23 protein-coding genes are annotated in these 24,568 nt (G+C 60.0%); 5 read left to right on the top strand and 18 right to left on the bottom strand.

Features of this window, described 5'->3' with window-relative positions; genetic code table 11:
• Positions 1 to 182: 182 nt before the first annotated feature.
• The 6 genes from aroB to pilM form a co-directional block, all read right to left on the bottom strand.
• Entirely contained in the window at positions 183 to 1,259 is a 1,077-nt protein-coding gene (aroB, locus tag ASG35_RS08465; RefSeq protein WP_056355634.1) for a 3-dehydroquinate synthase, read from the bottom strand.
• Between the two features lie 8 nt (positions 1,260 to 1,267).
• Positions 1,268 to 1,774, bottom strand: a complete 507-nt coding sequence (locus tag ASG35_RS08460; protein WP_442854819.1) for a shikimate kinase — start codon at positions 1,772 to 1,774, stop codon at positions 1,268 to 1,270.
• 174 nt (positions 1,775 to 1,948) lie between these two features.
• Positions 1,949 to 3,460: a type IV pilus secretin PilQ gene (locus ASG35_RS08455; RefSeq protein WP_056355486.1), complete on the bottom strand. Its 1,512-nt coding sequence runs from the start codon at positions 3,458 to 3,460 to the stop codon at positions 1,949 to 1,951.
• Between the two features lie 80 nt (positions 3,461 to 3,540).
• The gene (gene pilO / locus ASG35_RS08450) at positions 3,541 to 4,395 is read right to left on the bottom strand and encodes a type 4a pilus biogenesis protein PilO (protein WP_056355483.1); all 855 of its coding nucleotides are present in this window, start codon (positions 4,393 to 4,395) and stop codon (positions 3,541 to 3,543) included.
• Positions 4,392 to 5,093, bottom strand: a complete 702-nt coding sequence (locus tag ASG35_RS08445; RefSeq protein WP_056355480.1) for a hypothetical protein — start codon at positions 5,091 to 5,093, stop codon at positions 4,392 to 4,394. The genes pilO and ASG35_RS08445 overlap by 4 nt, the downstream gene beginning before the upstream one ends.
• Positions 5,090 to 6,079 (bottom strand): type IV pilus biogenesis protein PilM, encoded by a 990-nt coding sequence (gene pilM, locus ASG35_RS08440; RefSeq protein ID WP_056355475.1) that lies wholly within the window; start codon positions 6,077 to 6,079, stop codon positions 5,090 to 5,092. Before pilM ends, ASG35_RS08445 begins: the two co-directional genes overlap by 4 nt.
• 301 nt (positions 6,080 to 6,380) lie before the next feature.
• Here pilM and ASG35_RS08435 point away from each other — a divergent pair, with 301 nt between their 5' ends.
• Positions 6,381 to 8,798 (top strand): penicillin-binding protein 1A, encoded by a 2,418-nt coding sequence (locus tag ASG35_RS08435; RefSeq protein ID WP_056355473.1) that lies wholly within the window; start codon positions 6,381 to 6,383, stop codon positions 8,796 to 8,798.
• 32 nt (positions 8,799 to 8,830) lie between these two features.
• On the opposite strand, the gene cyaY is transcribed toward ASG35_RS08435, so the two are convergent.
• Entirely contained in the window at positions 8,831 to 9,148 is a 318-nt protein-coding gene (gene cyaY / locus ASG35_RS08430) for an iron donor protein CyaY (protein ID WP_056355470.1), read from the bottom strand.
• Positions 9,149 to 9,183: 35 nt separating this feature from the next.
• On the opposite strand from cyaY, the gene lptM reads away from it, so the two are divergent.
• Positions 9,184 to 9,483 (top strand): LPS translocon maturation chaperone LptM, encoded by a 300-nt coding sequence (gene lptM, locus ASG35_RS08425; protein WP_056355467.1) that lies wholly within the window; start codon positions 9,184 to 9,186, stop codon positions 9,481 to 9,483.
• A 65-nt stretch (positions 9,484 to 9,548) separates the two neighbouring features.
• Entirely contained in the window at positions 9,549 to 10,811 is a 1,263-nt protein-coding gene (lysA, locus tag ASG35_RS08420; protein ID WP_056355464.1) for a diaminopimelate decarboxylase, read from the top strand.
• A gap of 63 nt (positions 10,812 to 10,874) precedes the next feature.
• On the opposite strand, the gene msrQ is transcribed toward lysA, so the two are convergent.
• From msrQ to ASG35_RS08395, 5 genes are all read right to left on the bottom strand, one after another.
• Positions 10,875 to 11,546 carry a protein-methionine-sulfoxide reductase heme-binding subunit MsrQ gene (gene msrQ / locus ASG35_RS08415; RefSeq protein ID WP_056355461.1) on the bottom strand — a complete coding sequence of 224 codons (672 nt, stop codon included), beginning with the start codon at positions 11,544 to 11,546 and terminating at the stop codon, positions 10,875 to 10,877.
• Between the two features lie 10 nt (positions 11,547 to 11,556).
• On the bottom strand, positions 11,557 to 12,546 hold the full coding sequence (gene msrP / locus ASG35_RS08410; RefSeq protein WP_056355632.1) for a protein-methionine-sulfoxide reductase catalytic subunit MsrP: 990 nt from the start codon (positions 12,544 to 12,546) through the stop codon (positions 11,557 to 11,559).
• 159 nt (positions 12,547 to 12,705) lie between these two features.
• A complete protein-coding gene (ccsB, locus tag ASG35_RS08405; protein WP_056355458.1) occupies positions 12,706 to 13,908 on the bottom strand; it encodes a c-type cytochrome biogenesis protein CcsB in 1,203 nt (400 codons plus the stop codon).
• A gap of 4 nt (positions 13,909 to 13,912) precedes the next feature.
• The gene (locus ASG35_RS08400) at positions 13,913 to 16,138 is read right to left on the bottom strand and encodes a cytochrome c biogenesis protein ResB (RefSeq protein WP_056355455.1); all 2,226 of its coding nucleotides are present in this window, start codon (positions 16,136 to 16,138) and stop codon (positions 13,913 to 13,915) included.
• A 206-nt stretch (positions 16,139 to 16,344) separates the two neighbouring features.
• The gene (locus tag ASG35_RS08395; RefSeq protein WP_056355452.1) at positions 16,345 to 17,031 is read right to left on the bottom strand and encodes a c-type cytochrome; all 687 of its coding nucleotides are present in this window, start codon (positions 17,029 to 17,031) and stop codon (positions 16,345 to 16,347) included.
• A 321-nt stretch (positions 17,032 to 17,352) separates the two neighbouring features.
• Here ASG35_RS08395 and yihA point away from each other — a divergent pair, with 321 nt between their 5' ends.
• Together yihA and hemB are read left to right on the top strand one after the other, a co-directional pair.
• Positions 17,353 to 18,018: a ribosome biogenesis GTP-binding protein YihA/YsxC gene (gene yihA / locus ASG35_RS08390; protein ID WP_056355450.1), complete on the top strand. Its 666-nt coding sequence runs from the start codon at positions 17,353 to 17,355 to the stop codon at positions 18,016 to 18,018.
• Between the two features lie 286 nt (positions 18,019 to 18,304).
• Positions 18,305 to 19,303, top strand: a complete 999-nt coding sequence (gene hemB / locus ASG35_RS08385; RefSeq protein ID WP_056355447.1) for a porphobilinogen synthase — start codon at positions 18,305 to 18,307, stop codon at positions 19,301 to 19,303.
• A 68-nt stretch (positions 19,304 to 19,371) separates the two neighbouring features.
• On the opposite strand, the gene dsbD is transcribed toward hemB, so the two are convergent.
• The 6 genes from dsbD to rpsK all read right to left on the bottom strand — a co-directional run bounded on the left by dsbD (position 19,372) and on the right by rpsK (position 24,560).
• Positions 19,372 to 21,225, bottom strand: coding sequence for a protein-disulfide reductase DsbD (gene dsbD / locus ASG35_RS08380; protein WP_082508291.1), 1,854 nt, complete (start codon positions 21,223 to 21,225; stop codon positions 19,372 to 19,374).
• On the bottom strand, positions 21,218 to 21,550 hold the full coding sequence (cutA, locus tag ASG35_RS08375; protein WP_056355444.1) for a divalent-cation tolerance protein CutA: 333 nt from the start codon (positions 21,548 to 21,550) through the stop codon (positions 21,218 to 21,220). Before cutA ends, dsbD begins: the two co-directional genes overlap by 8 nt.
• Positions 21,551 to 21,712: 162 nt before the next feature.
• A complete protein-coding gene (gene rplQ, locus ASG35_RS08370; RefSeq protein WP_056355441.1) occupies positions 21,713 to 22,108 on the bottom strand; it encodes a 50S ribosomal protein L17 in 396 nt (131 codons plus the stop codon).
• Positions 22,109 to 22,271: 163 nt separating this feature from the next.
• A complete protein-coding gene (locus ASG35_RS08365) occupies positions 22,272 to 23,249 on the bottom strand; it encodes a DNA-directed RNA polymerase subunit alpha (protein WP_047845349.1) in 978 nt (325 codons plus the stop codon).
• Positions 23,250 to 23,373: 124 nt separating this feature from the next.
• Positions 23,374 to 23,997 (bottom strand): 30S ribosomal protein S4, encoded by a 624-nt coding sequence (gene rpsD / locus ASG35_RS08360; protein WP_056355438.1) that lies wholly within the window; start codon positions 23,995 to 23,997, stop codon positions 23,374 to 23,376.
• Positions 23,998 to 24,155: 158 nt separating this feature from the next.
• Entirely contained in the window at positions 24,156 to 24,560 is a 405-nt protein-coding gene (gene rpsK, locus ASG35_RS08355) for a 30S ribosomal protein S11 (RefSeq protein ID WP_006052224.1), read from the bottom strand.
• Between the last annotated feature and the right edge of the window lie 8 nt (positions 24,561 to 24,568).

Below are 24,568 nucleotides of genomic sequence, written 5' to 3'. Positions count from 1 at the left end.
CCGGCAACGGCTACGCTGGAACGCAGCTTTCACCGCGTCCGGTCAGCGGCCATTGGCGCGAGTTGACCTCTTGTCCTTTTGTTCGTTGATTCTTTGTTCTTTTTGAAACCCGCGCCTGAAGCTTACGCGGCGCCGGGAAGCCGGTGCAGCTTTACCCGGGAGATTGCGCTGAACGCTGTCGCTCAGATACTGGCCGCAAGCGTCGCGCGGACGGTTTCATCTGGCGCGCCTGCGATTTCGGTCTCGCCGAACCGCTTGAGCAGAATGAACTTGATCTCGCCCGCTTCGGCCTTCTTGTCGACTTTCATCAAGTCGATATAACGATCCGCGCCCAGCGCCGGCGCCTTAACCGGAAGCTTGGCGTCCGCGATCACGCGAACCAGACGCGCCCGCGATTTTTCGTCGAGCCGGCCGAGCCGCACCGAAAGATCCGCAGCCATGACCATGCCCGTTCCAACCGCCTCGCCATGCAGCCACTCGCCGTAGCCGAGTCCCGCTTCGATTGCGTGACCGAAGGTATGCCCGAAGTTTAGGATCGCGCGCAGGCCGCCTTCGCGTTCATCGGCGGCAACGACCGATGCCTTCACTTCACACGAGCGCTTCACCGCATGCGCGAGCGCAGTAGCGTCGCAGTCGTTCAGCGCGGGCGTGTTCGCCTCGATCCAGTCGAAGAATTCGCTATCGGCGATGGCGCCGGTCTTGATCACTTCCGCAATACCAGCTGCAAGCTCGCGTGGCGCAAGCGTGCGCAATACGCTGATATCCGCGATCACCGCCTGCGGCTGATAAAACGCGCCGATCATGTTCTTGCCGAGCGGATGGTTGATGCCGGTCTTCCCGCCCACCGACGAATCCACCTGCGAAAGCAGCGTGGTCGGCACCTGGATAAACGGAATCCCGCGCATGTAGCTCGCCGCTGCGAACCCGGTCATGTCGCCGATCACGCCGCCGCCCAGCGCAATCAACGTGGTCTTGCGGTCGGCGCGTTCGGTCAGCAGCGCGGTGAAGATCTGGTTGAGCGTGTCGAGATTCTTGTGCGCTTCGCCATCGGGAAGCACGATGGTCGTGACCTTCTTGCCGAGCGGTTTAAGCGCCGCGCGCAGTGCATCGCCATAAAGCGGATCGACCGTCGTGTTGGTGACGATCGCAACCGACGACCCCGCAATATGCGGCGCATACAGCTCCGTGCGGCCAATCAGTTCGGCACCAATATGGATGGGATAGGCGCGATCGCCCAGTTCGACATTTACGGTAATCATGGCCAACATTATGACGTAGCCGGCTTGGCGATGCCGGCCATCTCCAGTTGCATCAACACCATGTTGACGAGGTTGTTCACCGTCGGCCGCCCCGTTTCCACGATGAAATGCGCGCACTCCTGATACAGCGGATCGCGCGCCTTGTAGAGCGCTTCCAGCTTGCCGCGCGGGTCGTCGGTCTGCAGCAGCGGCCGGTTTTTGTCGCGCCGCGTACGCTGCCACAGTTCGTGCGGCGTGGCGCGCAGATAGATCACGAGGCCGCGACTCTTCAGATGATTGCGGTTCTCCGGCCGTAGGATCGCGCCGCCGCCCGTCGCGAGCACTATATTCTCGCGTCGCGACAACTCCTCGATCACATCCGCTTCCCGTTGCCGGAAACCTTCTTCGCCCTCGACTTCCCAGATCACGGGAATGCGCGCGCCCGTTCGCGCCTCGATCTCGAGGTCGGAATCGATGAACGAACGCTGCAAACGGCGCGCAACCGCCCGCCCCACGGTGGTCTTCCCTGCCCCCATGAGTCCGACGAAAAATACGTTCGAGTTCGTTTGCCCGGCTTCCAACTCGCTTACCTTTGCATTGATTCCGGTCCCGATTCTGGTCCCGTTCGTGCGGGAGCTTAAAGGCAAAAGGACCGCTTTGTCGAGCCGAAGGGGGGCGCCGAACGCTCGCCACAGGCTTGCCGGCGGCCTTCACAAGCGCGCCGGGACGATATGTGGGGTGATGAAAATGACCAGTTCGCTGCGCGAATTGCGGCGCGCGGAGTGACGAAAAAGCCAGCCCAATCCCGGAATTTTACCGAGTAGCGGAACGCGGGTAACGTCATCGCGCTCGTCGCTCGAATATATCCCGCCAATCGCCACCGTGCCGCCGTCTTCCACTTCCACGCGCGTCTGGACGTGTTTCGTGTTGATCGCCGGACCCGCGGCGGTCTGCTCGCCAACACTGTCCTTCGATACATCCAGGTCCAGGATCACATGCCCATGCGGCGTAATTTGCGGCTCGACCTCCAGTTTTAGCGCGGCGCGGCGGAACTGCACGCCCGAAACGCCGTTTCCGACCTTCGCCTGATACGGCAATTCCGTGCCCTGCTCGACAATCGCCTTCACGCGGTCGGCCGTGACCACGCGCGGACTCGACACGATCTCGCCGCGCCCTTCTGCTTCGAGCGCGCTCAGCTCGACATTCAGCAGCCGCGTCGCCTGCGCGGCGAAGAGCGTGAGGCCCGCCGTCGCTGCATCGAATCCGCCGATGGGCCGCGCCGACAGATCAAGCACCGCGCCGTCCGGGCCCGCCACGAGGCCACGCGCGGTGCCCTCGCCCGTGGGTGTCATCGACAGCTTCACGCCGAGATTGCGCGAAAAGCCGGTATCGCCTTCCACGATGCGCGCCTCGATCATCACTTGCGGCGTCGGCTGGTCGATCCGCGCGATCAACTCCGCAATCTGCGCGACGCGCGCTTCGAGGTCAGTGACGAAGAGCAGGTTCGTGCGGGCGTCTGCCATGACGGAACCGCGCTTCGACAACACTCGCTGGCTGCCCGAGCCAGTGAGCAATTTTCTTACGTCGTCGGCGCGCGGGTAGCGCAGCACGAATGTGCGGCTGCCGAGCGGCTCAAGGTCGGCGGCACGCGCATGAGCCTCGTAGCGAAGGCGCTCGCGCGCTGCCAACTCGGTCAGTGGCGCGACCCAGATCACGTCGCCGTGCCGTTCCATGGCGAGGCCGTGGACGTCGAGAAGCGTGTCGAACGCGCGCCGCCACGGGACATCGACGAGATTGATCGATACCTGTCCGCGAATCTTGTCGCTCGCCACGATGTTCACGCCCGAAAACTTCGCGAACGTTTGAAGCACGGCGCTCAGGTCCGCGTTTTTCAGATTCAGCGAGATCGGCTTGCCGTCGTCGTTCGCCGCGCTCGAAGCACCGGGCGCGCTGCGGCTCATGCGCTGAACAGGCGGCAACGGCGTGGGCGGACCTTCCAGTGGCGGGGCGGCGTCGATGGTTGCAGCGGGTGCGGCGGGTGCGGGAGCTATCACCGGCGCGAGCCAGCCGCCATCGTCCCCGGACGGCTCGGCCGCCGATTGCGTCGGAACTTCCACCGATGTGTTTTCCGCAAACTGATCAGTAGGCAGCGTCAGCGGGAGGTTCGCCGGCAAAGGTGGCAAGGGCGGAATGGCTGCACCAACGCCGAAAGCCTGCAGCATCAAAATAGCGACGACACAACGTACCGTCGTCGTCCGCCAAAGCGCCGCTCGATTCCGCCGAGCCATGAAACGTACACAGCTCATGGCCGATCCTCGACAAAACCAATCGTCCGCACAGCGCCATCGCCACGACGCAATTCGATTGATCGCGCACGAACGCGGCCAACCTGCTCCTCGCCGACCGTTTGACCCGGTGCAAATCCAGCAACGCCCGCCGCGGTTTCCAGCAGCGCCATCGATCGACTCTGGCTTCGCAAAGTGCCGACGAGAAGCATCTCGCCAGCTTCGCCAGTGCCGGCGCCGTTTTTCACGCCGAATGGATCGATCGCGAATGCGTCCCGCCGCGATGGCTCCGGACGCGATACTGCCGGCAACGTCTCGAATACCCGCAGCGTCGCGTCGAGTCCAAGCGAATTACTGACCAAAGGATCTCGCTTCATTTGCACATCGGCGGGAACGACCAGACGCGGCAATCCCTCGAGCGCATCCATGAAGCGCCGGATCTCGCCGAACGAACCTTCCGCGCGAAACCGCAACGGCCGCTCGATTTCGATGCCCTCGCCCTTTTGGACCGATGGCTCCACTGCCCCGATCCGCAATCCGCTTTGAGCGGCGAGCGCAGTGATTTCGTGAAGCGCGTCGGCGATGGTCCAGCGCAACGGACTCGCGTCACGTCCGAGCCGCGTGCGCATGGCGGGCAGTTCGCCGGCCACGGCGCGAGCGCGATCAAGCCGATGCTGGACATCGGCAAGCGCCGAACGGCTTGCTTGCGTGCCGCTCAGATCGGACGAGCGCCATAACGCAACACCCGATGCAAACACCAGAGCGCCCACGGCAACGCCTGTCACTGCAATCCTGCAGTTGCTCCAGGCATCGAGAGGCTCGGCCAGCAGTGCGAAAATACTTGCGCGCTGAAGTACATGTGGCGTTTTCATCGCGCGTCTCTCCGGGCCGCAGATTTAGACGAAGAAAGCCCGCGCTTGCCAACCTTGAGCTCCTTCGCGTTCTTCGCGCTGGCAATGCCGTCGGTCCATCGAACCACCGCGATGAAGTCATACCCGCCAGACTTGTCCTGCATGCCCGCCGAAGCTGCCCGCAGGTCTTTTACTGACGGCGACCGCACTGCAGTCACTCGCCGGCGCATATCGATAATCTCGACAGCCCGCACACCCGGCACATCTTCAAGCGCCTTTAGCCAAGCTGCAGCCGCCTGGGAATCCGGCGCGCTTGCGGCAAGCTCTACCTCGCTCGAGCGTTGCGTGACGCGCTGCAAACTCACGTTTCCCTGCGACGCGCCTTGCGCCAGCGCATCGAGCAAACCGAGAAACCACGCACGTGGCTCGGCGATCGGCACAGCGGCACTTTCGGCGCGCCGCCGCGACGCTTCCTGCTCGACCAGACGCGTGTGCTCTGCCAAAGGCCCGTTCAACCTGGTAAGCGCCTGATCAAGCACAGCACGATGTTCCTCCAGCCGAGCGCGCGTCAGCGCATCCCAACCGGCAACGGCGCCGACCGCGCCGCATCCCGCAACGCTCGCACCGGCGAGCAGCGCCAGCGCGCGATTGCGCGCCCGACGCCGTGCACCCGGCCGATACGGCAGCAAATTGAAAGCATGCAATGCGACTGCGCTCATGGCATGACCTCGCGCAGCGCAAGGCCTAGCGCAACGGCAAACAAAGGTGAATGTGCGAGGCGTTCGTCCACGCGTTGCGCGCCATTGCAAAACGGCGCGCATTCGAACGGCATGACGGGGCACCCGAACGCGGCGACGAGCATTTGCGTCGATACCCCCGCTCGCTGCAGCAGCTCGATATCGCCGCCTATGTAAATCCAGTTCACGCGCGGCCCACTGCCGACAAGATCCGTCAACGCCTCGATCGCGCTCGAGTATTCCGGCGACGGATATCGCATCTCGTTCTCAACGCCGTCTTCGCCGACAACCCACGCATGCAGCCCCGAACTTTCAACCCAGCACGCGATAAAACGCTCCTCCCGATCGATCTCCATAGCAGCCGAATAACACAACGCGCGCAACGCGGCGCCGGGCTCGCCATCGATTGCGCTCAGCACAATATCGGCGCCCGCCGCCGCCTCCACGCGCGACTCCACGTATTGGCGCGCAGTGGCGGCAATCGAAACCTCGGTACAGCCGTCATCGCGTTCATAAATTGCCCAATCCACGGACAGCGCGCCACGTTCGATACCCGCCAGGCGCTCGGCCTCGGCCAGAACTGCCGGTTCGAGCACGCCCCGCGGATCGCGCCCGGGCTTCTGCCGCTCGTTCGTCAGCTTGTCGAGCAATACGCGCGTAGTGAGCGTCGCCGAAGCAGGCAACGCCATGGCGCACCGAAGCGAGCGCAGGGCGCCCCGCGCCGGCAGCCGCGAAAACGCCTCGCGCAACGCCGCTGAAATAATGGCGCGATCGATAAAATCGCCACTAACCACAGCGCCCCTTGGCAACAAGACTTCCTCCAGCCGCTCGACACAAACCGGCCGGTTTGCCTGCAGCCGCTTGCTGACGACCGCCAATCGAACGGCCCGCTCGCTCACGTCGATACCCGCCGCGAACCGCCGCGTCACCGTCAAAACCGATCCACGCAATGCCGCTTGCGTACCCATGCTCTACCTCACTTGTCCGGCCGCGCGCCGAACTGTTCGGGCACTGGCAATGACAGAATTGTGAGCAGCAAGAGCGGTTGTCACCATTCAGCCAAATGGCTAACGTAAAGGCATTAAGTGTCTGCAAACGGCGGCATTACGGCTCCGATACACGCGTCGCAAACGTTAGACTTCGTCATTCAGTCAACGCTTATTCCAACAAAATCAACGCTTCCGAGACCTCCGCGCAACAGCCGAGTAAGCCGGGCGAAAGCCGCAAAGTCGGGCGGCTATAATCGCGGGACCGTTTTTTGGTGGTGCCATGCAATCTCAGTCTCCGTCGTCCCCGCCGTCCCGTCAGTCCGAACCTGGCAAGCGTCGTCCGCTCTGGATCAGGCTTCTGCTCGGGCTGATGATCTGTATTTTCGGATTGATCGCCAGCGCGGTACTCGTGCTCGGTTACGCGCTCGTTGTAGCGCAGCCGAACCTGCCGTCGCTCGATGCGCTCACCGACTATCGTCCGAAAGTGCCGCTGCGGGTGTACACCGCGGATCACGTGCTGATCGGAGAGTTCGGCGAGGAACGGCGCAGCGTCGTGCGCATCCAGGACGTGCCGGATTATCTTAAAAAGGCGGTACTCGCCATCGAGGACGCCCGTTTCTACGATCACGGCGGCGTCGACCTGACCGGCATCCTGCGTGCCGGCACGGTTGCGTTGACAAACGGCCATGCATCGCAAGGCGCGAGCACGATCACCATGCAGGTCGCGCGCAATTTCTTCCTGTCGAGCGAAAAGACCTACACTCGCAAGATTTACGAGATGCTGCTCGCGTACAAGATCGAGCGCGCCCTGACAAAAGACCAGATTCTCGAGGTCTATATGAACCAGATTTACCTGGGACAGCGCGCGTACGGTTTCGCAAGCGCCGCCCGGGTTTATTTCGGCAAGGACATCAAGGACATCACGCTTGCAGAAGCCGCAATGCTCGCCGGCTTGCCGAAAGCGCCGTCGGCGTACAACCCGGTCGTTAATCCGAAGCGCGCCAAAGTGCGTCAGCAATACATCCTCGAGCGCATGTACGAGTTGCGCTACATCACGCGCGAACAGTACGAGGAAGCCGCGAAACAGCCGCTGGTCGTGAAAGGCGCGGGGCGCGAGTTCAGCGTGCACGCCGAGTACGTGGCCGAAATGGTTCGCCAGATGATGTACGCGCAATATCGGGAAGAGGCTTATACGCTCGGCCTCAACGTGGTGACGACCATCGATTCCGCCGATCAGGACGCGGCCTATCGCGCCGTGCGAAAAGGGCTGATGGACTATGAACACCGGCATGGGTATCGCGGGCCGGAAGGTTTCATCGATTTGCCGGCCGATCCCGACGATCGCGAACAAGCCATTGACGACGCCCTCGTGGACCATCCGGATAACGGCGAGATCGTTGCAGCGGTCGTGACATCGGCGAACGTGAAGCAGGTCAAGGCGAGTTTTATCGATGGCAACGTGGCCACGGTTCAAGGCAACGACTTGCGCTTCGTCGCGAGCGCGCTGAGCACGCGCGCACAGCCGAATCAGCGCCTGCGCCCAGGCGCCATCGTGCGCCTGATGAAAAACGAAGACGACAACTGGGTCATCACGCAGCTTCCGCAGGTTGAAGGCGCGTTCGTTTCCATCGTGCCGCAGGACGGCGCAATTCGCGCGCTCGTCGGCGGCTTCGATTTCAACAAGAACAAGTTCAATCACGTCACGCAGGCGTGGCGCCAGCCGGGCTCCAGCTTCAAGCCGTTCATCTATTCGGCATCGCTGGAAAAAGGCTTGTCGCCGGCGACCATCATCAACGACGCGCCGCTTTATTTCAGCGCCTCCGAGACCGGCGGCCAGGCATGGGAACCGAAGAACTACGGCGGCGGTTTCGACGGCCCCATGCCCATGCGCACCGCGTTGATGAAGTCGAAGAACCTCGTGTCCATTCGCATTCTGAACAACATCGGCACGAAGTACGCGCAAGGTTATGTGACCAAGTTCGGATTCGATGCCGCCCGCCAGCCCGCCTACTTGCCCATGGCGCTCGGCGCCGGACAGGTCACGCCGCTGCAAATGGCGACGGGATATTCGGTGTTTGCCAACGGTGGGTATCGCGTGAATCCGTATCTGATCGCCGATATCACCGACCCGCGCGGCGCCGTGGTCTCGCATCCGCAGCCGCTGGTTGCCGGAGAAAGCGCGCCGCTCGCGATCACCCCGCGAAACGCATACGTGATGAACAGCCTGCTGCAAAGCGTGGCGCAGCGCGGCACGGGCGCTCGCACGAATCAGCTGAAGCGTTCGGATCTTGCGGGAAAAACGGGAACGACCAACGACTCGCACGACGCGTGGTTCGCCGGCTACCAGCATTCGCTGGTCGCGATTGCGTGGATTGGCTACGACTCGCCGCGTAGTCTCGGCGACAAGGAAACGGGCGGCGGTCTCGCCCTGCCCGTCTGGATGGATTACATGACCCGGGCATTGCGCGGCGTGCCGGAATACAAGTCGAGCATGCCACCTGATGTGGTGTCGCTGGGCGGCGAACTGTACTTCGATGACCTCACGCCGGGGCATGGATTTATTGCGACCATCGGCGTGAGCCAGGCGCCGCCGGAAGGCGCAAGCGGTGCATTGCCTGGAATGCCTGCAGCGCCCGCGCCGCAAGTTGGCGATCAGGAAAAGCAGGACATCATGAATCTGTTCAAAGGCGGCAATTAAAGACGCGCAGGCCTGAGCTTTTTACATAAATCTCAGGCTGAAAAGCGGACTGGCTCACCGGCCTGTTCCGTGGCGTACTGGCTGAGCGCTTCGAAGAACTCGCTGCCATCGCGTGTGTTGCGCCATGCGCCATCCACGTATTTGTAGTGAAATCCGCCCGACTTCGCCGCGAGCCACAACTCGTGCATGGGCGGCTGCAAATTGACGATCAGCTTCGTGCGATTCTCGAATTCCAGCGTCAGCACATTGCCGCTTCGCTCGAATTCCACGTCGGCATCCAGGCCGTCCACATCGCGCTCGATGGCCGCCAGCGCGGCCTCGGCGAGCGTCAGGTATTCGTTGTCGGTCATGCTAAACTCCGTCGATTAATTATTCAGGGACAGTGATGCAAGTCGTCTTCAGGATGAGCGCGATTGTAGCGGCTTTGGCCATTTCCGCCGGGACGCTGCTCACCGCGTGTGGTCAGCGCGGACCGCTTTATTTGCCCGTCGCTCCGCCCATTCCGCCGCGTCCCGCCAGCATGCAACCGTTGCCCGCAACCAATGCCGTTGCACCGGTCGCCGCGTCATCAGCGTTCGATTCCAGCGACGTCCCGGACACCTCCGGCGAGGCGCTGTCGCTTTCCCCCGACGACAACCTGAAACCGTCCGCGTCAGTACCCAAAGCCGCTTCAGCCGGCTACTAACATTTCGCCACGCCGCGCCTGGGGCTTCCATCTAGCGTCAAGCGCGTCAGCCGGACCAAAAAGTCATGACTCAATCCGTATTTTCGCGCGCCGATGGCGTGCTGCAAGTCGAAGGCGTTTCGGCGGCGTCGCTGGCCGAACAGTTCGGCACGCCGCTTTACGTATATTCGCGCAGCGCGCTGACCGACGCGTATCAAGCTTACGCCGATGCCGCGAAAGGTCACCGCGCCACGATCCACGTCGCCGTAAAAGCGAACAGCAATCTTGCCGTGTTGAACGTGTTCGCGCGATTGGGCGCGGGCTTCGACATCGTTTCCTCGGGGGAACTGGCGCGCGTTCTGGCTGCCGGCGGCAAGGCGGAGAACACGGTGTTTTCGGGCGTGGGCAAGTCGGCGCCGGAAATGCGCGAGGCGCTCGATGCAGGCGTGAAATGCTTCAACGTCGAGTCGATTCCCGAACTGCACGCGCTTAACGAAGTCGCCAGATTGGCGGGCAAAAAAGCGCCGGTTTCACTGCGCGTGAATCCCGATGTCGATGCCAAGACGCATCCGTACATTTCTACAGGCCTGAAGTCGAACAAATTCGGCGTCGCGTTCAGCGACGCGCGCGCGACCTACGCGCAAGCCGCGGCCATGTCGAACCTGAATGTGATTGGCATCGACTGCCATATTGGTTCGCAGATCACGGAAGTGAGCCCGTATCTCGATGCCGTGGACAAACTGCTCGATCTCGTCGAGCAAATCGAAGCAGACGGCACGAAGATTCATCACGTCGATGTAGGCGGTGGTCTCGGCATCACGTACGACGACGAAACGCCGCCGGCTATCGGCGAGTTCGTGAAAGCGGTGCTCGCGCATATTGAAAAACGCGGACACGGCGAGCGTGAAGTGTATTTCGAGCCAGGCCGTTCGCTGGTCGGCAACGCGGGCTTGTTGCTCACACGTGTGGAATATTTGAAGCCGGGCGCGGAGAAGAACTTCGCAATCGTCGATGCCGCCATGAACGACCTCGCGCGTCCCGCGATGTACCAGGCGTTTCACCGCATTGAAGCAGTGGCCACGAACGCAGCGAAGGCCGAACTCTACGACGTCGTCGGCCCAGTTTGTGAAAGCGGCGACTGGTTGGGCAAGGATCGCTCGCTTGCCATCGAACAAGGCGATCTGCTCGCGATTTTCTCGGCCGGCGCGTACGGCTTCACAATGAGCTCGAACTACAACACGCGTCCGCGCGCCGCTGAAGTGATGGTCGATCACGAACGCGCGCGGCTGGTGCGTGAACGCGAAGAAGTGAAGGATCTGTTCGCCGGGGAATCCATCTTTCCGGATTGATTCATCGGCTTCAATTAAAAAGGGCGGCGCCTTCAAAGCGCCGCCCTTTTTGCATTTGCAGATTCACGCCGTGCGAGTCTTCGTCATTCGTCCGTGCAGCCAGACAATCACGCGCCACGCGAGCAACACGACCACGATAGCGCCGTAGATCTTCGGCAAGATCAGATCGTGCTTGCCTGCCTTCATCCACCAGAAATGCAGGATGGCGAGCGCGGCGATCGGGTAGATCAACTTATGCAGCGTCTGCCAGCGGCGGCCGAGTTTCCTGACCATCGCTTTTGGCGACGTGATCGCGAGCGGGATCAACAGCACGAATGCCGCGAACCCGACCATGATGAACGGCCGCTTGGCGATGTCCTTCAGGATTGCGAAGACATCGAACCATTTGTCGAACCAGATGTAGGTCGTGAAGTGCAGCGCAACGTAGAAGAACGCGAACAGCCCGAGCATTCTCCTGAATCGCAGCAGCGCGTTGAGTCCTGTCAGACGGCGAACCGGCGTCACGGCAAGCGTGATGCACAGGAAAACGAGCGTCCAGAGGCCGGTCGATCGCGTAATGAATTCGATTGGATTGGCGCCCAGGCCGCCCGTAAATCCGAGCAGAACAATGCGCGCGAGCGGATACAAGCCGCTCAGGAACACGGCAATCTTCGCCGGCTTGATCCAGTTCGTTTTCGCGCCCGGAACGGCGACGCGCGCCGCCGGCCGAGGTTTTACATCGGAAGCCGAAGCCATCCGTTGCTCCTTAGAAATTGGCCTTCAGGTTCATGCCCTGATACAGCGACGCAACCTGATCGCCATAACCGTTAAACATCAGCGTTTTACGCTTCGGCGTGAAAAATCCGTCCTCGCCGATACGCCGCTCGGTCGCCTGGCTCCATCGCGGATGATCCACGTTCGGATTCACATTCGAATAGAAACCGTACTCGGCGGGCGCGTATTCGTTCCAGCTTGTCTTCGGTTGCTTCTCGACAAAGCGGATCTTCACCAGCGACTTCGCGCTCTTGAAGCCGTACTTCCAGGGCACGACAATCCGCACGGGCGCGCCGTTCTGATTCGGCAGCACTTCACCGTACAAACCAACTGTCAGCAGTGTCAGCGGATTCATGGCTTCATCCATGCGCAGACCTTCGGAATACGGCCAATCGAGAATCGGCGTGGACAAGCCCGGCATTTGCGACGGATCGGCGAGCGAAATAAATTGCACGTACTTGGCGTTGCCCGTCGGCTGCGCGCGCTTGACGATCTCGGCGAGCGGAATGCCAATCCACGGAATCACCATCGACCAGCCTTCCACGCATCGCAGCCGGTAGATCCGCTCTTCGAGCGGCGCGAGCTTTAGGATTTCATCGATGTCATACACCTTCGCGTTCTTGACCTCGCCTTCCACCGAGATCCTCCACGGGCGCGGCCGCAGCGAATGCGCGTTCTGAACGGGATCACCTTTATCGGTGCCAAATTCGTAGAAGTTGTTGTAGCTCGTAATGTCCTTGAGCGGCGTGACTTTGTCCATGGCGACGAACTTCGTGTTCGTGGTCGCGGCGAGCTTCTGGCCCTTTGCATCGGGCGATGTCATGGCTGCGAACGCTTCCCCGTTGACGCCGACCAGCCCCGTCGCGGCGAGCGCGCCCGCGGCTTTCAACACACGCCGCCGATTCTCGAAAAACGCTCGCGGCGTAATTTCGCTGCGCGGAATCTCGTCGCCATAAAGCCCATCTTTGCTTTTGATAAACATCTCGATGCTCCTGAATGCGTTGCGCCCAGCATGAGCGCGGCCGCTGTACATCTATATTCGTGGCAAACACCCATTTGGTTTCACGTATTCCGCCCGCGCAATAAAAAAACCGCCAGCAAATAATGCATGGCGGTCTTTAAACGCTACTAAAGGGCAAATTTACAGCTTGCCGTAGCTGTGAAGACCGGAAAGGAACATGTTGACACCAAGGAAAGCGAAAGTGGTGACCAGCAAACCGGTCAGCGCCCACCACGCGGCAACCGAGCCACGCAGGCCTTTCATCAGCCGCATATGCAGCCACGCGGCGTAATTCAGCCAGACGATCAACGCCCATGTTTCCTTCGGATCCCAGCTCCAGTAGCCGCCCCACGCTTCGGCGGCCCAAAGCGCGCCGAGAATGGTCGCAATGGTGAAGAACGCGAAACCGACGGCGATCGACTTGTACATAACGTCGTCGAGCACTTCAAGCGACGGCAGCCGATCCGCCAGAATGCCGCCTTCCTTGACCAGATAAGCCACGCCGACCATGGCGGCCAGCGCAAAACTGCCATATCCGATGAAATTCGCCGGCACGTGGATCTTCATCCACCAGCTTTGCAGCGCGGGCACGAGCGGCTGGATTTGCTGTGCATCACGCGCAATGGAGTACCACATCAGGAAGCCGACGGCCGCGCTGATCACGAGCAGGACGAACGCGCCCATTGCGCGCGTGCTGTAATGCTCTTCGTAATACAAATAAAACAGTGACGTGATCAGGCAGAACAACACGAACACTTCGTAAAGGTTCGAGATTGGAATATGGCCAACGTCCGCGCCGATCAGGTACGACTCGTACCAGCGCACCATCAAGCCCGTGAAGCCCATCAGCACGGCAACCCACGTCATCTTCGAACCGATCGCACCGCCGGTCGCCGAGCGCGTGACCAATCCGATCCAGTAGAACACGGTGGCGATCACGAGCAGCGCGCTCATCCAGAGAATCGCGGACTGGCTCGACAGGAAATACTTGAGGAAGAAGTTGGTATCGGCGCGAGCGAGATCCGAGTGATAAAGCTGCAACGACGACAGCGACAGCAGCGCAATGCACGCAATCAACAGCCGCACCGGTTTCCATCGCCAACCGAGCACGACGAACGTCGGCACGGCAGCGCAGAGCACCAGCTTGTCGTAGTAGTTCATGAACGGGTAATACCGATACAGCGCGAAACCCGCGCCGGCGACCATCGCGAGCGCGAATAGCCAGTCGGTTATGCCGAGACGCTTGAGAAACGGCCGTTCATCGAACAGGTCAGCATCGACAGGCACTTTGCCCGCGCGCTGCTGCGCCTGTTTTGACTGCGAAGAGGCTTGTGTGAGGTCCATGTTCTTACCGAGTTGAATCTTGCGAGCCGGTGGACTTGGTGTCCGCAGGCAGTTCCGACGCTGACGATGACGCCGCCGGTTGCGATCTGACACCCAGGGCGGCGCCTATCGCGTCGCGCGTTTGCGCGAATTCTTTCTCGAAATCGAGCGTCCGGCGCGCGGTGGACATTGCCATCAAAACGCTGGTGCCGCCCGTTGCGGAATCTTTGAGCCAGAACCAGAGACGGCGTTCCCGTACGTAAAACATCGAGAAAATGCCGAGTACGAGCAAGGCGCTGCCAAGATACACCACTTTTTTACCTGGCGCGCGCGTCAACTGGAACACGGACGCCTGGATCTGTTTGAACGAATCCAGTTGCAGGAAAACGGGTGATCCATACAAAAAGCTGTCAGAAAGCGCGTTAATCGATGACTGCACGAACTGCGTGTTCTTCGCGTCCGCCTGCGCTTCCGGCATGCCGTTCTGAGCGCGCGAGATTTGCCACAAATCCCACGTCGCGCCTTCCAGCATGCGCAGCAACAAGCCAGCCGCTTTTTCCTGTTCGCCTTTCGGCACCGATTTATCGATGAAAGTGGCGATCGCCTGAAAACCACCGACCGGCGCGCCAGGTTGAGCGGTGGCGCCGGTTTCATCGGCGCCCGCGAACAGGTTCAGCACGCGCAGCGCGCTTTCATCCAGATGCGTCTGCAGATCCGCGTTGGCTTCAGGCACCGAGCGCTTCGCAAACCGATGCGCGGCTTCAACCCGCATTGCCGGCGTTTCCAGCGCGGCGCGCAGGTTCATCCATTGTTTGATCGAGCTTTGTTCGTCGGCGGGAATGCGCAGATAGCGGAATGGATCGTTCGGGCTCAGGCGCATGCCGGCGAGGAACATCGGCTGGCCTTGTACGTCGACGGGCAGCATGTAGTTGTTGAACTCGCGCGCCTGGCCGTCGGTGCCGCGTACCTTGTATTGCACCGACGGCCCGACGTTGCGCAAATCCGTTGGCCGCGATGTCTTTGCGCCGGAGCCGAGCCGTTCATCGAATGCCTGACGCAATGTTTGCGTTTTGCCGACGCCGCGTGCGTCGATGGCGCCGTTGCCGTCGGTGATGTTTTCGACGTTGATCGCGCGGAAATCGGTGAACTCGACGCTCTCGCCCTTTCCGCCGATGATCTGCGGACTCATCGGCGCTGTTCCGCCGATGGCGCCTTCGAACGGCACCGTTTTCGTGCTGCCGCCGGACATGGGCCACGCGGTCATCGAAAGTTTGGAGCCGCCGTCCTGGAAGCTCGATTGATAGATGGAAATGTTGTCGTAGGTGAACGGCTTGTTCACTTCAACGCGCGCCGGAATGCGCTTGCCGGTCGCATGATCGATCACGACGATATCGCTCGCGAACAGCTTCGGCATGCCTGTCGAGTAATAATCGACGATGAATTTATCGAGCTGGATGGAAAACGGCAGATCCTGAATCAGCGAACCGTCCTGCTGGTTGAGGATGGCGGTCGCGACATGCTGACCTTCCGGCACCCAGGCATAACCACGAAACGTAGGATTCGACGTCGATAACCGGTGCGACGCCGGAATGTCGTTGATGATTTCGTTCGATGCAATCGGCGTCTTGTTGAAGAGCCACATTTGCAGCTTGATGGGCAGGTTGCTGTCGAGCAAGCCGCCAATACAGATCACCACGATAGCCAGATGCGCCGAGATATAACCGAGCTTCGTCATCGCGCCGCGCTTTGCCGCGATCAGCGTTGCGCCGCTTTCGGTCTCGAGCGTCTTGAATTTGTAGCCCATCTTGCCGGAAAGCCGCTGCAACTTGGCGGCGGTTTCGGCGCGCGAACCCGGCACCGGCGGATATTCGCCCTTGTGATGAAACGCACGCAGACTGCCTTCCCGCACGCGATCCTTCCAGCTCTTCATGTCCGCGATCATCTTCGGGCCATTGCGGATCACGCACAGCGAGACCGAGATCACGAGGAAGATCAGGATCAGCATGAACCACCACGCGCTGTACACGTTGTAGAGGCTCAGGCCGCGGAAAATATCGGCCCAGAACGGACCGAACTGATTGACGTAATTCGGGTACGGATCTTCCTGCGTAAGCACGGTCCCGATGATGCTCGCTATCGCAAGAATCACGAGCAGCGCGATGGCAAAGCGCATCGAACTGATCGTTTCGATGGCATGGCGTACGCTGCTACGGCTCGACTTCGACTGCAATCCCGACGTGGTGACGCTCATTCAAACTCCGGCTGAACAGCAAAAAAGGGTGGAGACGCACCGGCACATGACCGGCGTCCCACCCTTTTTTCTTATTTGCACCGGCCTCGTTGGACCGGCTTCGTGATGCTTTTTATACTGGGTTCGCACTATGCCGGACGCTCGTGACGTCCGGACGACGCTGCGCGCATCTTAAAGCAGACCTTCGCGCGCCGCAGATTACCGCTTCAATGCAATCCCGCGATGTAGTCCGCAACCGCTTTCACTTCCGCTTCATTCAAACGCAACGCAATGGTGTGCATGGGCTCGCTGTTGTTGCGCGTACCTTGCGCAAACGCGGTGAGCTGCGCCGCCGTGTAATCGGCCCACTGCCCCGACAACCGCGGATACTGCACCGGCACGCCCATACCTGTTGCACCGTGACATGCAGCGCAAGCAGGAACGCCCCTATCTGTCACGCCGCCACGGTAAATCTTCATCCCGAGCGGCACGGTGTTCTTGTCCCGCGCGAAGCCCGGCTTGGCCTTCTGCGTCTCAAAATATGCAGCCACGTTGACCATATCTTGATCGTTCAACGCACCCGCAATACCGGCCATGATTGCATTCTTGCGCGCCGGCTCTTGTGCGCCCGGCTGCGTCTTGTAATCCTTCAACTGCTTGACGATGTACTCGGCATGCTGACCCGCGAGCTTCGGAAATGCGCCACCGGCGCTGTTGCCGTCTGCTCCGTGACACGCCGCGCAGACCTGGGTGGCAATCGCCTGGCCCCGCGCGACATCAGGTTTGGCTGGCGCCGCGGCCGCTGCGGGTTCCGCTGCGATTGCCGTCTGCGCCGTGAGTGTCCAGCCTACCAACCCCGCTCCGAATGCTGCTGCTAATTCCAAGGCCATCAGAGTCTTGTACAGTCGGTTCATTCGCGTACCCTGTTATTCGTCTTGTGAGAATTGTGAGGTTCTGCAAAACGACGGTTACCGATGCACTGCAAGACACCCGACAGAGGACGCGATACGAGTTCGGTACGGGCTAAAAATTCACCCGCCGCGCGCCCCGAAATCTGCCTTCAAACCTGTCTCACTCCTTATCCCGCTTGGGTCTTGCGTGCCCTGGCTGGTCTTCGTACGACCGTCGTATTGTACAATAACTCGCTAAACGCAAAGACGCCAGTCGGGGCAAGCCCAGTATTCAGTGGCTCCTTACAGCTCGAGTTTCCACAGAATTTCACTTTCGGTCTTCCCATGTCGTCATTCCTGCTCCATCAAGCCCGTTTCTTCACGACGGTCAATCACTTACGCGATCTGCCTCCCACGCCGCAGCCGGAGATCGCGTTCGCTGGACGCTCGAACGCCGGCAAGTCGACGGCCATCAACCTGTTGTGCAATCAGAAGCGGCTCGCGTTCGCGAGCAAGACGCCCGGGCGCACGCAGCACATCAATTACTTTGCAATTGGCCCGGCTGATCAGCCCAAGGCCCACGTGGTGGATTTGCCGGGCTATGGCTACGCGGAAGTATCGGGCAACGCGAAGCTGCATTGGCAGGCATTGTTGTCCACGTATCTGCAGAGCCGCGCGCAGTTGGTCGGCATGATCCTGATGATGGATTCGCGCCGTCCTCTGACCGAGCTCGACAAAATCATGCTCGAGTGGTTTGCGCCGACTGGAAAGCCAATCCACGCTTTATTGACGAAATGCGACAAATTGACGCGGCAGGAAAGCATCAACACGTTGCGTGCGACCAAGAAGGCCTTCGAGGAATACACCGCATCCGGGTATCGCGGCGAACTGACGGTCCAGCTTTTTTCAGCGCTGAAGCGTGTTGGCCTCGATGAAGCCCACGAGAAAATCGAAAGCTGGCTGATTCCCAAGGCCATTGAGGAAAGTGATCCGGCGGACGAAGCGCAGTAAGCAGGCCTCGGGCGCTCCACGCTCCCGGCATAAAAAAACCCGCCGCATGACGGCGGGTCAAACAGCCTGATCGGATCCTTTACGAATCACCACAGGCACCCGCTCAGGGAGGAGAAGCGGGGAGGTCGGCGTCAAGCGCCTTGCTCGATCGGTATGATATACCATTGTCTCGAAATGGTTCTGGAGCCGCCTCCCGCCGGGCATTTGGGCGCTGCTGATGCACGCGTCGGCTGGTCTCCCACCTGTTTCCGATCATCCTTCGCATTCCAACATCCGAGCAAATTCCATGAGCTTCTATCCGCATCATCGTCCGCGCCGCATGCGCCGTGACGACTTTTCGCGCCGTCTGATGCGTGAAAACCTCTTGTCCACCAACGACCTGATCTATCCGGTTTTCATCACCGAAGGGACAAATCTGCGTCAGGCCGTCCCGTCGATGCCCGGCGTCGAACGCACTTCAGTCGATCTGCTGATGAAAGTCGCCGAGCAGTGTATGGAACTGGGCGTGCCGGTCATCTCGCTATTCCCGGCCATCGAGCCATCGTTGAAGACGCCCGACGGTCGTGAGGCAACGAATCCCGAAGGTCTGATTCCACGCGCCGTTCGCGAATTGAAGAAGAATTTTCCCGAACTCGGCGTGCTGACCGATGTTGCCCTGGACCCGTACACCAGCCACGGCCAGGACGGCGTTCTGGACGAACAAGGCTACGTCATCAACGACGAAACCAGCGAGATTCTCGTCGACCAGGCGCGGGCTCAGGCCGAAGCGGGTGTGGATATCGTTGCGCCCTCGGACATGATGGACGGGCGTATCGGCGCGATCCGCGAGATGCTTGAAAGCGATGGCCACGTGCACACGCGGATCATGGCGTACGCGGCAAAGTTCGCATCGGCGTTCTATGGTCCGTTCCGCGATGCTGTCGGCTCGGCCACGAATCTGGGCAAGAGCAACAAGATGACGTACCAGATGGACCCGGCCAATTCCGATGAAGCCATGCGCGAAGTTCGCATGGACATCGAGGAAGGCGCGGACATGGTGATGGTCAAGCCGGGCATGCCGTACCTGGATATTGTGTATCGCGTGAAGGAGGAGTTTCGCTTTCCGACTTATGCGTATCAGGTCAGCGGCGAGTACGCCATGATCAAGGCTGCTGCGCAAAACGGCTGGCTCGATCACGACAAGACCATGATGGAATCGCTGCTGGCGTTCAAGCGTGCGGGCGCGGATGGCGTGCTGACGTACTTCGCTTTGGATGCCGCGCGGATTCTGCGGGCTGCGAAGTAATAACTCGGCTTGAATGCAAAAGGCGACGCAGATGCGTCGCCTTTTTCGTTTCGGCGAGAAGTAGAGCTTTACGTCGTGGGCGCTGCGAGCTTATCAAGGCTCTGCAAAAACTTGTCGGCGGATTCATAACCTACGACCCGTGCGACCTCGTTCCCCTGCGCATCGAAGAAAATAATGCCCGGTGGCCCGAAGAGCTTGAAACGTTTCAGCAACGCCTGGTCATCGATGTTGTTCGCCGTCACATCCGCCCGCAACAAATTGAGTCGCGCCAAACGCGCACGCACTCGGGGATCGCTGAACGTGAGGTGCTCCATTTCTTTGCACGACACGCACCAATCGGCATAAAAATCGAGCATTGCCGGGCGCCCCGCGGCTTTCAGCGCGAGATCAAGTTGTGTTGATGACTTGACCGGTGCGAAGGTCTCGCCCGATGCCGACGCTTGAGTGGCGATCGCCGTGCCAGTTCCGGCGCGTGCAGCGAAGACAGCGAGTGGGCGCAGCGGATCGGTTGAACCGGCAGCGAGGCCTACTAGCAGCGCAGCGCCCCAAATCGCCAGCAGCGCGCCGAATCCACGGCCAAGCCGCCGCCAGATCGACATGCCCGCCGCGCCCGACGAAAACAGCCCCAGCGCCGCCGCGGCTATCAACAGCCACAAGGCAGCCAACGCCATCTGCGCAACTGCCGCCAGCACCGGCCATACGATCCACAGCGCCGCTGCGAGCAGGATCACGCCGAAGAAGACCTTGACGCCGTCCATCCAGTTGCCGGCGCGCGGCAGCATCGTCCCCGCGCCAAGCCCGATGATCAGCAGCGGTACGCCCAATCCCACGCCCATCGAAAAGAGCGCAGCGCCGCCCAGCAGCGCATTACCCGTGTGCGCGATGAACGCCAGCACCGCAAAAAGCGGCGCAGTCATGCAAGCGCCGACCACGAGCGCTGAAAGCGCGCCCATTATGATCACGGCTAAAAGCTTGCCCCCCGAACGTTTCTGCGACGCCGCGTTGACGCTGTTCTGCCAGCGCGCCGGCAAGGCGATATCTACCCCGGCGATCAGCGTAAGCGCGAAGATCGCCAGGAGCACTCCGAACGCGCCGAGTACCCACGGATTCTGCAACCATGCTCCGAGGCTTTGCCCGATCATCGCCGCGAGCACGCCAAGCGCGGTGTAGACGAGCGCCATGCCGAACACATAGGCGGCCGACAAGCCGAACCCGCGAGACCGCGTAACCCGCGCGCCTTCGCCGATGATGATCGCTGAAAGGATCGGAATCATCGGATAGGAGCACGGCAGCAAACTCAGCACGACGCCTGCAACAAAGTACAGTCCGACGATCGCGAAAAAACCTCCGCTTTCGAGCAACGATTGCGCGTAGTCCGCGTTGGTTGCGCGCTCGTACCAGGGAACATCGCTGACATTGGCGGCAAGCGTCTGCGTGCTTGCAGAACCGGCGGCCTGCAATGCCGCGCCCGTCACGTGATAAACATGCTCCGCCGGCGGATAGCAAATGCCCTGATCCGCACACCCTTGCGACGTGACCGCAATATCAAACGGCCCCGATGCCTGCTTCACGGGAATCCGGATGATCAGTTCCCCGCGATACGTCTCCACGTCCTTGTTAAAGGTTTGGTCGAAGTGGACCTTTCCGGCCGGCAATTGCGCTTCGCCCAAGGTCGCCGTACCGCTTTTCACGGCAAACGCGAAACGCTCCCGGTACATGTAGTAGCCATCTGCGACCTTATATCGCACATCGATTTCGCCCGGCTTTTCGCTCGCGCCGAATTTAAATGCGACGGCCGGATCCAGAAAATCGTCGGCGGCATGCGCCATCGAGATCGAACCGAACATCAGAACCGAGCACGACAATAATATGAGCGCGACGTCGAGTAACCGGCGCGCGTGAAGAGCGAAGGACTTATACATTAATAGGACGCTGAGTTTGCGCGATGATCCACTGCCCGTAAGCCGCCGATGCATCGGCCTGCCACGCGACAATTTCAGGTGTTTCATAAGGATGATTCGACTCTATGAAACGCGCGAGTTCGTCGCCGCGCGCAAGACTCGTCTTGAACAGGAGTTGAAGCTCATCAGCCACCTCGACTTTCCCCTCCCATCGATACCGCGACTTCACCACGCCCAACTCGGTCACGCAGGCTGCAAGCCGTGCATCGATCGCCTGCTGCGCGAGCACCGATGCGGCATCACTGTCAGGTAGCGTCGTAAGAACAAGGACGACGGGCGTATCCACGGAAAGCTCCGATTCAATTGATATGAACGCAATCGTAGCATCCGAAGCCAGCCGCCAACATTCAGCCGATCGGCCTAGAGGTGTCCCGCCGTTCGCCCGGCAGCAGGCGTAAAAAAGCCAAGCGAAGCTTGGCTTTTTCCGATCCAACGAACGCTCTAAAGCTTATTCAGCTTCTTGAACGTCGTCAGCCTCAGCAAGTTCCGGGCGATCCATCAACATGACCAGCGCCATCGGCGCATTGTCGCCTTGACGGAAGCCGAACTTCAGAATGCTCAGGTAGCCGCCCGGACGCGTTTCGTAACGCGGGCCGAGCACGTCGAACAGCTTCGCGACGGAATCACGATCGCGCAGGCGGTTGAACGCCAGGCGACGATTTGCCAGCGACGGCTTCTTGCCGAGCGTGATCAGCGGCTCAACGACTTTACGGAGTTCTTTGGCTTTCGGCAGCGTCGTCTTGATGACTTCGTGCTCGATCAGCGAGTTCGACATATTACGGAGCATAGCCAGACGGTGGCTGCTCGTGCGGTTCAGTTTCCGCAAACCATGTTTATGGCGCATTTTGAATTTCCAGATTAATCAAGTTTAGATCCAGCTCTTCTATTACGTCTCATGAGTGTCTTTTTAAACAACTCACGAGCGCACGGGCCGGTCGTAGAAAAAGCAAGATGCGGATTTTAAAGGAAAATCCGCATCTTTGCCAGTCAAGCGTACAGCTTGAACCTTACTTGTCGAGACCAGCCGGCGGCCAGTTTTCGAGCTTCATACCCAGCGTCAAACCACGCGATGCCAAAACTTCCTTGATCTCGTTCAGCGACTTGCGACCGAGGTTAGGCGTTTTCAGCAATTCGTTTTCCGTACGTTGGATCAAATCGCCGATGTAATAGATGTTCTCGGCCTTCAGGCAGTTCGCGGAACGAACCGTGAGTTCGAGATCATCGACCGGACGCAGCAGGATCGGATCGATCTGCGGCGCGCGCGACGGTGCTTCTGCCGCTGCTTCCGTGCCTTCCAACGCTGCGAACACCGACAACTGATCGACCAGGATACGTGCTGACTGACGAATCGCTTCCTCGGGCGAAATCACGCCGTTGGTCTCGATGTTCATCACGAGCTTGTCGAGGTCGGTACGCTGCTCAACGCGAGCGCTTTCGACAGCGTAGCTCACGCGGAGAACCGGCGAAAACGAAGCGTCTAGCACGATACGGCCAATGATCTTTGCCGAATCTTCACCGTAACGACGCACGTTGCCCGGCACATAACCGCGGCCCTTTTCAATCTTGATCTGAACGTCGAGCTTGCCGCCCTTCGAGAGATGCGCAATCACGTGACCCGGATTGATGACTTCGCAATCGTGCGCGAGTTCAATATCACCCGCCGTAACAACGCCTTCGCCTTCCTTACGCAGCGTAACCGTGACTTCGTCGCGGTTATGCAGCTTGAAAACGACGCCCTTCAAATTCAGCAGCAGGTTGACCACATCTTCTTGCACGCCGTCGAGCGTAGAATATTCATGCACGACGCCTGCAATCGTCACTTCGGTCGGCGCATAACCAATCATCGACGACAACAGCACGCGCCGAAGCGCGTTACCCAAGGTGTGACCATAGCCCCGTTCGAACGGCTCCATGACCACTTTCGCGTGGCTGTCGCCAAGCGATTCGACTGCAATAATCTTGGGCTTCAACAAACTGGTTTGCATAGGTTTTCCTTTTCAATACCCTCGGCTCGTTACGCCGATAAGGCTGACCGGTGACAACCCGAAAATAAACAGCCGAGGCAACCCCTTGCCTTCCGCAATCAGGGTGCCCCGGCCGCTAATCCGATTAACGCGAATACAATTCGACGATCAGGCTTTCGTTGATATCGCCTGCGATGTCAGCGCGATCCGGCATGGCTTTGAACGTGCCTTCGAACTTCTTGGCATCGACCGTAACCCAGCTCGGCATTCCGCCTTGCTCAGCCAAGTTCAGCGCTTCCAGAATCCGCACTTGCTTCTTCGACTGTTCACGAACCGCAACCACGTCGCCTGCCTTAACTTGCATCGACGGGATGTTGTTCACTACGCCGTTCACCGTGATCGACTTGTGGCCGACCAACTGACGCGCTTCAGCGCGCGTCGAGCCGAAGCCCATGCGATACACGACGTTGTCGAGACGCGACTCGAGCAATTGCAGCAGGTTTTCACCCGTCGGGCCTTTGCGGCGATCAGCCTCAGCGAAGTAACGGCGGAATTGACGTTCGAGCACGCCGTAAATACGCTTAACTTTTTGCTTTTCACGCAACTGCGTGCCGTAGTCAGACGTACGAGCGCCTGACGTGCGACCATGCTGACCCGGCTTGCTATCGAGCTTGCACTTGTCGGCGAGCGAACGACGCGCGCTCTTCAGGAAAAGATCAGTGCCTTCACGGCGAGCCAGTTTGGCTTTAGGACCGGTATAACGTGCCACTTTGCATCCTTAGTAATTGATCACGCGAAATACGTTCGCGCTAGTTCGAACTCGGTGGATCGAACGGTGGGCTTAGTCAGTATTCTTAACGCAGATTTCATAACGCAAGCAACCTGTCGACGCGCGAGCGTCAACAGGTCAAAGCGTTACGCGACGCCTTAGATACGACGACGCTTCGGCGGACGGCAACCGTTGTGCGGAACCGGTGTCACGTCGGAAATTGCGGTGATCTTGATGCCAAGACCATGCAGCGCACGCACCGCCGATTCACGGCCAGGACCAGGGCCCTTGATCCGCACTTCGAGGTTCTTCACGCCGTATTCCATCGCCACGCGGCCAGCCGATTCAGCTGCGACCTGAGCCGCAAACGGGGTCGATTTACGCGAACCCTTGAAGCCCTGGCCTCCCGACGTTGCCCAGGCAAGTGCATTGCCTTGACGATCGGTGATCGTGATGATGGTGTTGTTGAACGACGCGTGAACGTGAACCACGCCCTCGGCGACGTTCTTCTTGACCTTCTTGCGAACGCGTTGCGCCGCGGAGTTGTTCGAAGCCTTAGCCATTACGTTTT

It is taken from the genome of Burkholderia sp. Leaf177 (assembly GCF_001424345.1).
Classification (GTDB): Bacteria; Pseudomonadota; Gammaproteobacteria; order Burkholderiales; family Burkholderiaceae; genus Caballeronia.
The sequence above is the reverse complement of the archived record's forward strand: the minus strand, read 5'-3'. Positions and strand labels throughout refer to the sequence as shown.

Excerpts from the sequence above, each read along its gene's own strand:
- aroB (WP_056355634.1), bottom strand. The coding sequence starts at position 1,259 with ATGATTACCGTAAATGTCGAACTGGGCGATCGCGCCTATCCCATCCAT.
- ASG35_RS08460 (WP_442854819.1), bottom strand. The coding sequence starts at position 1,774 with ATGGGGGCAGGGAAGACCACCGTGGGGCGGGCGGTTGCGCGCCGTTTG.
- ASG35_RS08455 (WP_056355486.1), bottom strand. The coding sequence starts at position 3,460 with ATGCTGCAGGCTTTCGGCGTTGGTGCAGCCATTCCGCCCTTGCCACCT.
- pilO (WP_056355483.1), bottom strand. The coding sequence starts at position 4,395 with ATGAAAACGCCACATGTACTTCAGCGCGCAAGTATTTTCGCACTGCTG.
- ASG35_RS08445 (WP_056355480.1), bottom strand. The coding sequence starts at position 5,093 with ATGAGCGCAGTCGCATTGCATGCTTTCAATTTGCTGCCGTATCGGCCG.
- pilM (WP_056355475.1), bottom strand. The coding sequence starts at position 6,079 with ATGGGTACGCAAGCGGCATTGCGTGGATCGGTTTTGACGGTGACGCGG.
- ASG35_RS08435 (WP_056355473.1), top strand. The coding sequence starts at position 6,381 with ATGCAATCTCAGTCTCCGTCGTCCCCGCCGTCCCGTCAGTCCGAACCT.
- cyaY (WP_056355470.1), bottom strand. The coding sequence starts at position 9,148 with ATGACCGACAACGAATACCTGACGCTCGCCGAGGCCGCGCTGGCGGCC.
- lptM (WP_056355467.1), top strand. The coding sequence starts at position 9,184 with ATGCAAGTCGTCTTCAGGATGAGCGCGATTGTAGCGGCTTTGGCCATT.
- lysA (WP_056355464.1), top strand. The coding sequence starts at position 9,549 with ATGACTCAATCCGTATTTTCGCGCGCCGATGGCGTGCTGCAAGTCGAA.
- msrQ (WP_056355461.1), bottom strand. The coding sequence starts at position 11,546 with ATGGCTTCGGCTTCCGATGTAAAACCTCGGCCGGCGGCGCGCGTCGCC.
- msrP (WP_056355632.1), bottom strand. The coding sequence starts at position 12,546 with ATGTTTATCAAAAGCAAAGATGGGCTTTATGGCGACGAGATTCCGCGC.
- ccsB (WP_056355458.1), bottom strand. The coding sequence starts at position 13,908 with ATGGACCTCACACAAGCCTCTTCGCAGTCAAAACAGGCGCAGCAGCGC.
- ASG35_RS08400 (WP_056355455.1), bottom strand. The coding sequence starts at position 16,138 with ATGAGCGTCACCACGTCGGGATTGCAGTCGAAGTCGAGCCGTAGCAGC.
- ASG35_RS08395 (WP_056355452.1), bottom strand. The coding sequence starts at position 17,031 with ATGAACCGACTGTACAAGACTCTGATGGCCTTGGAATTAGCAGCAGCA.
- yihA (WP_056355450.1), top strand. The coding sequence starts at position 17,353 with ATGTCGTCATTCCTGCTCCATCAAGCCCGTTTCTTCACGACGGTCAAT.
- hemB (WP_056355447.1), top strand. The coding sequence starts at position 18,305 with ATGAGCTTCTATCCGCATCATCGTCCGCGCCGCATGCGCCGTGACGAC.
- dsbD (WP_082508291.1), bottom strand. The coding sequence starts at position 21,225 with ATGTATAAGTCCTTCGCTCTTCACGCGCGCCGGTTACTCGACGTCGCG.
- rplQ (WP_056355441.1), bottom strand. The coding sequence starts at position 22,108 with ATGCGCCATAAACATGGTTTGCGGAAACTGAACCGCACGAGCAGCCAC.
- ASG35_RS08365 (WP_047845349.1), bottom strand. The coding sequence starts at position 23,249 with ATGCAAACCAGTTTGTTGAAGCCCAAGATTATTGCAGTCGAATCGCTT.
- rpsK (WP_006052224.1), bottom strand. The coding sequence starts at position 24,560 with ATGGCTAAGGCTTCGAACAACTCCGCGGCGCAACGCGTTCGCAAGAAG.